The organism is Azospirillum formosense (genome assembly GCF_013340925.1).
In the GTDB taxonomy this organism is placed as follows: Bacteria; Pseudomonadota; Alphaproteobacteria; order Azospirillales; family Azospirillaceae; genus Azospirillum; species Azospirillum formosense.
Genome location: NZ_WHOR01000007.1, coordinates 45418 through 51438 on the forward strand (window position 1 = coordinate 45418; position 6021 = coordinate 51438).

Below are 6021 nucleotides of genomic sequence, written 5' to 3' on the forward strand. Positions count from 1 at the left end.
CCCATGACCACCTCCCCCGCCGACGCCATGGACATCAGAGCCGCCCGTCAGGCCCAGGCCAGCGCTTGGTTCGCCGAGCTGCGCGACCGCATCTGCGCCGAGTTCGAACGGATCGAGGACGAGCTGACCGGCACCCATTCCGACCTGCCGCCGGGCCGTTTCGAGCGCAAGCCCTGGCAGCGCCCCGACCATGGCGGCGGCGAGGGCGGCGGCGGCGTGATGTCGGTGATGCGCGGCCGCGTCTTCGAGAAGGTGGGGGTCAACGTCTCCACGGTGCACGGCACCTTCAGCCCGGAATTCCGCGCCAACATTCCCGGCGCCGCGGAGGACGGGCGGTTCTGGGCGTCGGGCATCAGCCTCGTCGCACACATGCGCTCTCCCCTGGTGCCGGCCACCCACATGAACACGCGCCACATCGTGACCAGCCTTGGCTGGTTCGGCGGCGGCGCCGACCTGACCCCGATGGTGCCCGACGATCAGGACACCGCCGACTTCCACGCCGCCTTCCGCAGCGCCTGCGACCGCCACGACCCGACCTGCTACGCACGTTACAAGGAGTGGTGCGACCGCTACTTCTTCCTGCCGCACCGGGGCGAGGCGCGCGGCGTCGGCGGCATCTTCTACGACAACCTGGATTCCGGGAACTGGGAGGCCGACTTCGCCTTCACCCGCGACGTGGGCTTGGCCTTTCTGGAGGTCTTCCCCACCCTGGTCCGCCGCCACATGAACCGGCCCTGGACCCCGGAGCAGCGCGAGCACCAGTTGATCCGCCGCGGCCGCTACGTCGAGTTCAACCTGCTCTACGACCGCGGGACGACCTTCGGCCTGAAGACCGGCGGCAACACCGAGGCCATCCTGATGAGCATGCCGCCCGAGGTGAAGTGGCCGTAACCTTTATAATCCCCTCTCCCGCCCCGGGAGAGGGAGGGACCCGCCGCAAAGCGGCGGGAGGGTGAGGGTACCGCCGAGAATAGTGCGTTGATCTTTGCCGGCACCCTCACCCGCCCGCTACGCGGGCACCCTCTCCCGGGGCGGGAGAGGGTTTATCCAACCGCCTTTTTGCCTCCGCCAAGCACTCGTCCCGTCCCGGCCGGAAGTCCTCGGCGATCCACCACGCCTCGACCTGCTTCAGCAGCGCGCCCACCGCCGGGCCGCGCGGCATCCCCATGGCCAGCAGGTCGCGCCCGGCGATGGGAAGAACCAGGGACGGCAGATCCTCGGCGGTTGCCAGCGCCGCCTTCACCGCGTCGAGCGCCATCGGGCCGGGGGCGTCCACCGCCGCCAGCAGCACGAGGTCGCGGTACAGCCCGGCGTCGCCCAGCCGGTAGAGCGCCTGCCGCCGCTTCACCGGCCCGTCGGACGGCGCCACTGATATCGGCGGCTCGGTCAGGGCGGCGAGGCGGTCGCGGTCGGCGTTGGACAGGCGCAGGGTCTGCGCCACGGCCAGCGCCCCCGCCCGGTCGGTGTCCAGCACGGCGGCGAAGCGGCACACCGCCTCGGGCGGCTCGTCCAGGTCATGCTCCAGCCGGACCAGCCCATCCAGCCGGGCGGTGCGGACGGCGTCCGGCAGCAGATGGGCCATCACGCCGAGCCGGATCATCAAATCCCAGGCCGACGCCGGGTCGGGCGCCGCCAGCAGACGGGACAGCTCGCCCCGGACCCGCTCCCCCGAGAGGGTGGGCAGGCGGGGGGCCATCTCCGCGCAGGCGGCCAGCGCCGCCGCGTCCGGTGCGCCCCGGCCGTAATGGGCGTGGAAGCGGAAGAAGCGCAGCAGGCGCAGCACGTCCTCCTCGATGCGCTCGCGCGGCTCGCCGACGAAGCGCACCCGCCCGGCGGCCATGTCCGCCAACCCGCCGAAGGGGTCGTAGACGCAGCCGTCCAGCGTGCAGCTCAGCGCGTTCATGGTCAGGTCGCGCCGGGCGGCGTCCTCACGCCAGTCGTCGGTGAACTCGACACGGGCGTGGCGCCCGAAGGTCTCGACGTCGCGGCGCAGCGTGGTGATCTCGTAATGGGCCTTCCCGACCACGGCGGTGATGGTGCCGTGGTCGATCCCGGTGGGGATGGCGCCGATGCCCGCGGCCTTCAGCAGTTCCATCACCCGCTCCGGCGGAGCGTGGGTGGCGATGTCGATGTCCTTGACCTTGCGGCCCAGCCACGCGTCGCGCACGCAGCCGCCGACGAAGCGGGCGTCCGCCCCTCCGGCGGCCAGGGCGTCGAACACGGCGCGCGTCTCGGACGCGGTCATCCAGGGCTGGGGAGCGATGCGGGCGTTGATGGTCATGGCGGCAGGCTAGCCCGCGGAACGCTCAATTGCCAGACGGCCCGCCGCCGACCACCCGCCCGTCTTCGACATGGGCCGGGGTGTAGGGCGTGTGCGGCGCCACCCCGCTGGTCAGGGCGACGGAGCCCAGCGTCACCGCCATCGCCGCCACCCCGGCGAAGACCAGCCATGGCCAGGGCGCCGTCGCCCACCAGGGGGCCGGGGTGTGGGCCTCCTCCGCCTCGCGGCGGCGGCGCTCGACGACGAAGACGTACAGAACGTAACCCACCGTGGGCAGGACCAGGGGCAGGATGACCGTCAGGAAGATCCGAAGCACCGCGCCACCCGCCCTACGATGGTTCGCCGGCAGGCACGTCGCCCAGGCCGTCGCACCCCAGCCCTTCGGCGCGCAGGACATCGCAAAGATTCACCAGCATCCCCGCCGTCGCTCCCCAGATGAAGCGCTGCTGGTAGGGGAAGGCGTAGAAATAGCGCTGGGCTCCCTGGAACTCGCGGCTGTGGCGCTGCGGGTTGGTCGGGTCGAGGATGGCGGCCAGCGGCACCTCGAACACCTCCGCCACCTCGGTCGGGTCGGGAGTCACCTGGAAGGGCGGGCGCACCAGCCCGACCACCGGAGTCACCCGGAAGCCGGTGCGCGTCACATAGGTGTCGAGCCGTCCCAGCACCTCGATATGGTCGCGCGCCAGCCCGATCTCCTCTTCGGTCTCGCGCAGGGCGGTGTCCTCCGGGTCGCGGTCGTCGCTCTCCATCCGCCCGCCGGGGAAGCTGATCTGCCCGGCATGGGCGGTCAGGTTGGCGGTGCGCTGGGTGAAGATGACCGTCAGTTCCTCCGGACGGTCGACCAGCGGCACCAGGACGGCGGCCTCCCGCAGCTTAGCCTGGGAAGGCTCGAAACCGGGATTCAGATCATGGTCGCCGCGCACCTTGACGGGGTGCAGGCCGGCGGCGGCGCTTCCCGGAAAGCGCTTGCGGATCTCATCGAGACTCACCCGCCAGGCAGCCTGCCCAGCGCGAAGAAGACCTTCTTGCTCCATACCCCCACCTCAGCCTCACCATCATGGCCGCGCGTGTCGGCCCGGTCCACCATTTCGTAGTAGACCGGCCGGAGAATTCGCGCTTCGAGCCCGTTTCTTATGAGGATATAGGGCGTCGGTTCGCCATTTTCAGGATTGTGGACGACCCTGATCGGATGATCCGGCCCGCATTCGACCCATTCGTCTAAATTTGTACGGAAAGACAGGACCTGTTCGTCTCCATGTCCGCTTGCGGCCATTTCCACGGCGACGAACGGCGTGTCCTCGACAACGATCCGCCCGCGCTCGACCGGGGTGACCAGCCAGAAGTCACCCGCCTCGTCCCGCCGCAGGACCGTGGCGAACAGCTTGACCAGTTCGATCCGCCGGATCGGGTCGCCCTCATGGAACCAGGTGCCGTCGCGGGCGATGCGGATGTCGAACCGCTGCTCCCTCAGGGTCAAGGGCAGGCTTTCGCCGCTCTCTTCACCTGGGCGCTTGTCATTCGTCCGTTCATTGCCGACCTTCATCGCTAGCCTTCTCGTGTTTTTCGGCCCTGAGGGGCGCAGAGGGAACTGGCCGCGCAACGTAATTTCGCCATACTCGTCACATAGGTCCGGACTGGCGGATTTGCCACGATGGCCGTTTCGACCCCCAGCGGTCATGATTGGGCGGTCATGATCGGGCGGTCATGATTGCCCACCGAGTGCATGGTCTTAAACGGGAGCAGAGACGTGAGCGCAACCGACGCCGTCAATCCGGGGGCCAATCCGGGCCAGAACTTTCCCGCCGGCGAGAACCCGCATCAGCTCATGGCGGAGATCGAGGCGCTGGGCGGCCGGCTGACCCATGTCCGCGACCGCATCGGCCGGATCATCTTCGGCCAGCAGGAGGTCATCGACCTCACGCTGATCACGCTCCTGGCCGGCGGCCACGTGCTGCTGATCGGCGTGCCGGGCCTCGCCAAGACGCGGCTGGTCGAGACGCTGGGCACCGTGCTCGGCCTCGCGGAGAAGCGCATCCAGTGCACGCCCGACCTGATGCCCGCCGACATCCTGGGATCGGAGGTGCTGGAGGAGAACGAGCAGGGCCGCCGCTCCTTCCGCTTCATTCCCGGGCCGGTGTTCAGCCAGCTCCTGATGGCGGACGAGATCAACCGCGCCAGCCCGCGCACCCAGTCCGCCCTGCTCCAGGCGATGCAGGAGCGGCGCGTGTCGGTCGCCGGCCACTACCACGCCCTGCCCCAGCCCTTCCACGTGCTGGCCACCCAGAACCCGCTGGAGCAGGAAGGCACCTACCCGCTGCCGGAAGCCCAGCTCGACCGCTTCCTGATGCAGATCGACGTCGATTACCCGGACCGCGACGCCGAGCGGCGGATGATGATCGCCACCACCGGTTCGCTGGACGAGCAGGCGGTGACGGTGCTCTCCCCCGCCGACCTCCAGGTCGCGCAACGGCTCGTCCGCCGCGTGCCGGTCAGCGAGGGCGTCGTCGACGGCATCCTCGACCTCGTGCGTCGGGGCCGTCCGGAGGCGACCGACCTGCCGGAGGTGCAGCGCCACGTCGCCTGGGGTCCCGGCCCGCGCGCCAGCCAGGCGCTGATGCTCGCCGCCCGCGCCCGCGCGGTGCTGGACGGGCGGCTGGCGCCGTCGCTGGACGACGTGGTGGCCCTGGCGAAGCCCGTGCTGCGGCACCGCATGGCGCTGAACTTCGCGGCGCGGGCGGACGGGATCACGCTGGACGACATCATCAACCGCCTCTGCGCCCCGCTGTCGTAAGGACCCGCCGATGGCCTCCCCCACCCTCGGCGCCACCACCCTGCGGGCGCAGCAGCGCGCGGAGGGGCTGGCCGCCACCCTGCCGCCGCTTCTGGTCGCGGCGGAGCGCGTCGCCTCCACGGTGGCGCAGGGCGTGCACGGGCGGCGCCGCGTCGGGCTGGGCGAGACCTTCTGGCAGTTCCGCCGCTACCAGCCCGGCGACTCGCCGCAGATGATCGACTGGCGGCAGTCCGGCAAGACCCAGCCCGTCTATGTGCGCGAGAACGAGTGGGAGGCCGCCCAGACCGTCTGGCTGTGGCGCGACCGCTCGCCCTCCATGGACTACCGCTCCGTCAACGGCCTGCCGACCAAGCGCGAGCGCGCCGACCTGCTGACCCTCGCCACCGCGGTTCTGCTGGTGCGCGGCGGCGAGCGGGTTGGCCTGCTCAACTCCGGCCAGCGCCCGGACCATGGCAAGTTCGCCCTGAACCGCATGGCCGGGCAGATGACCGACCCGCGCAACGCCCATTCCCCCGACGCGCTGCCGCAGCCCGAGCCGCTGCCGCGCCACGCCCAGGTGGTCCTGGTGGGCGACCTGCTGTCGCCGCTGCCGGAGATCCACGCCACCGTGTCGGCGCTCACCGGACGCGGCGTGCGCGGCCAACTGCTGCAGATCCTCGACCCGGCGGAGGAGACCCTGCCCTACGAGGGCCGCGTCGAGTTCGAGGGCTTCGAAGGCGAGGAGGAACTGCTGGTCCCGCGGGTCGAGGCGGTGCGCGAGACCTATCTGGAGCGGCTGCGCGCCCACCAGGACGGTTTGGACGCGCTCGCCCGCACCGCCGGCTGGACCTACGCCGTCCACCGCACCGACCGGCCGCCCCAGACCGCCCTGCTCGGGCTGTGGGGCGCCCTGGCGCGCGAGGCGGTTTAGGTGGGGCGGCGCGTTGCCCCAACCCTCCCCATGCGGAGC

At 70.9% G+C, this 6021-nt stretch carries 7 protein-coding genes; 3 read left to right on the forward strand and 4 right to left on the reverse strand.

The features are described 5' to 3' along the window. Positions 1-3: 3 nt before the first annotated feature. A complete protein-coding gene (hemF, locus tag GBZ26_RS02105; protein WP_246653869.1) occupies positions 4-891 on the forward strand; it encodes an oxygen-dependent coproporphyrinogen oxidase in 888 nt (295 codons plus the stop codon). A 106-nt stretch (positions 892-997) separates the two neighbouring features. Here hemF and GBZ26_RS02110 read toward each other — a convergent pair whose 3' ends face one another. From GBZ26_RS02110 to GBZ26_RS02125, 4 genes are read right to left on the reverse strand one after another with little or no spacing between them, the layout of a single operon-like run. Next, entirely contained in the window at positions 998-2281 is a 1284-nt protein-coding gene (locus GBZ26_RS02110; RefSeq protein ID WP_174437381.1) for a CCA tRNA nucleotidyltransferase, read from the reverse strand. A gap of 25 nt (positions 2282-2306) precedes the next feature. Beyond that, positions 2307-2597, reverse strand: a complete 291-nt coding sequence (locus tag GBZ26_RS02115) for a DUF6111 family protein (RefSeq protein WP_174437382.1) — start codon at positions 2595-2597, stop codon at positions 2307-2309. 13 nt (positions 2598-2610) lie between these two features. Then, positions 2611-3270: a CoA pyrophosphatase gene (locus GBZ26_RS02120; protein WP_343207260.1), complete on the reverse strand. Its 660-nt coding sequence runs from the start codon at positions 3268-3270 to the stop codon at positions 2611-2613. Continuing rightward, complete coding sequence (locus GBZ26_RS02125) at positions 3267-3824, reverse strand: DUF1285 domain-containing protein (RefSeq protein ID WP_174437384.1); 558 nt, start codon at positions 3822-3824, stop codon at positions 3267-3269. The genes GBZ26_RS02120 and GBZ26_RS02125 overlap by 4 nt, the downstream gene beginning before the upstream one ends. A gap of 204 nt (positions 3825-4028) precedes the next feature. Between GBZ26_RS02125 and GBZ26_RS02130 the strand changes: the two genes are divergently transcribed. Both GBZ26_RS02130 and GBZ26_RS02135 read left to right on the forward strand, forming a co-directional pair. Continuing rightward, on the forward strand, positions 4029-5072 hold the full coding sequence (locus GBZ26_RS02130) for an AAA family ATPase (RefSeq protein WP_376998767.1): 1044 nt from the start codon (positions 4029-4031) through the stop codon (positions 5070-5072). A 10-nt stretch (positions 5073-5082) separates the two neighbouring features. Then, a complete protein-coding gene (locus GBZ26_RS02135) occupies positions 5083-5982 on the forward strand; it encodes a DUF58 domain-containing protein (protein ID WP_174437386.1) in 900 nt (299 codons plus the stop codon). Positions 5983-6021 lie beyond the last annotated feature (39 nt).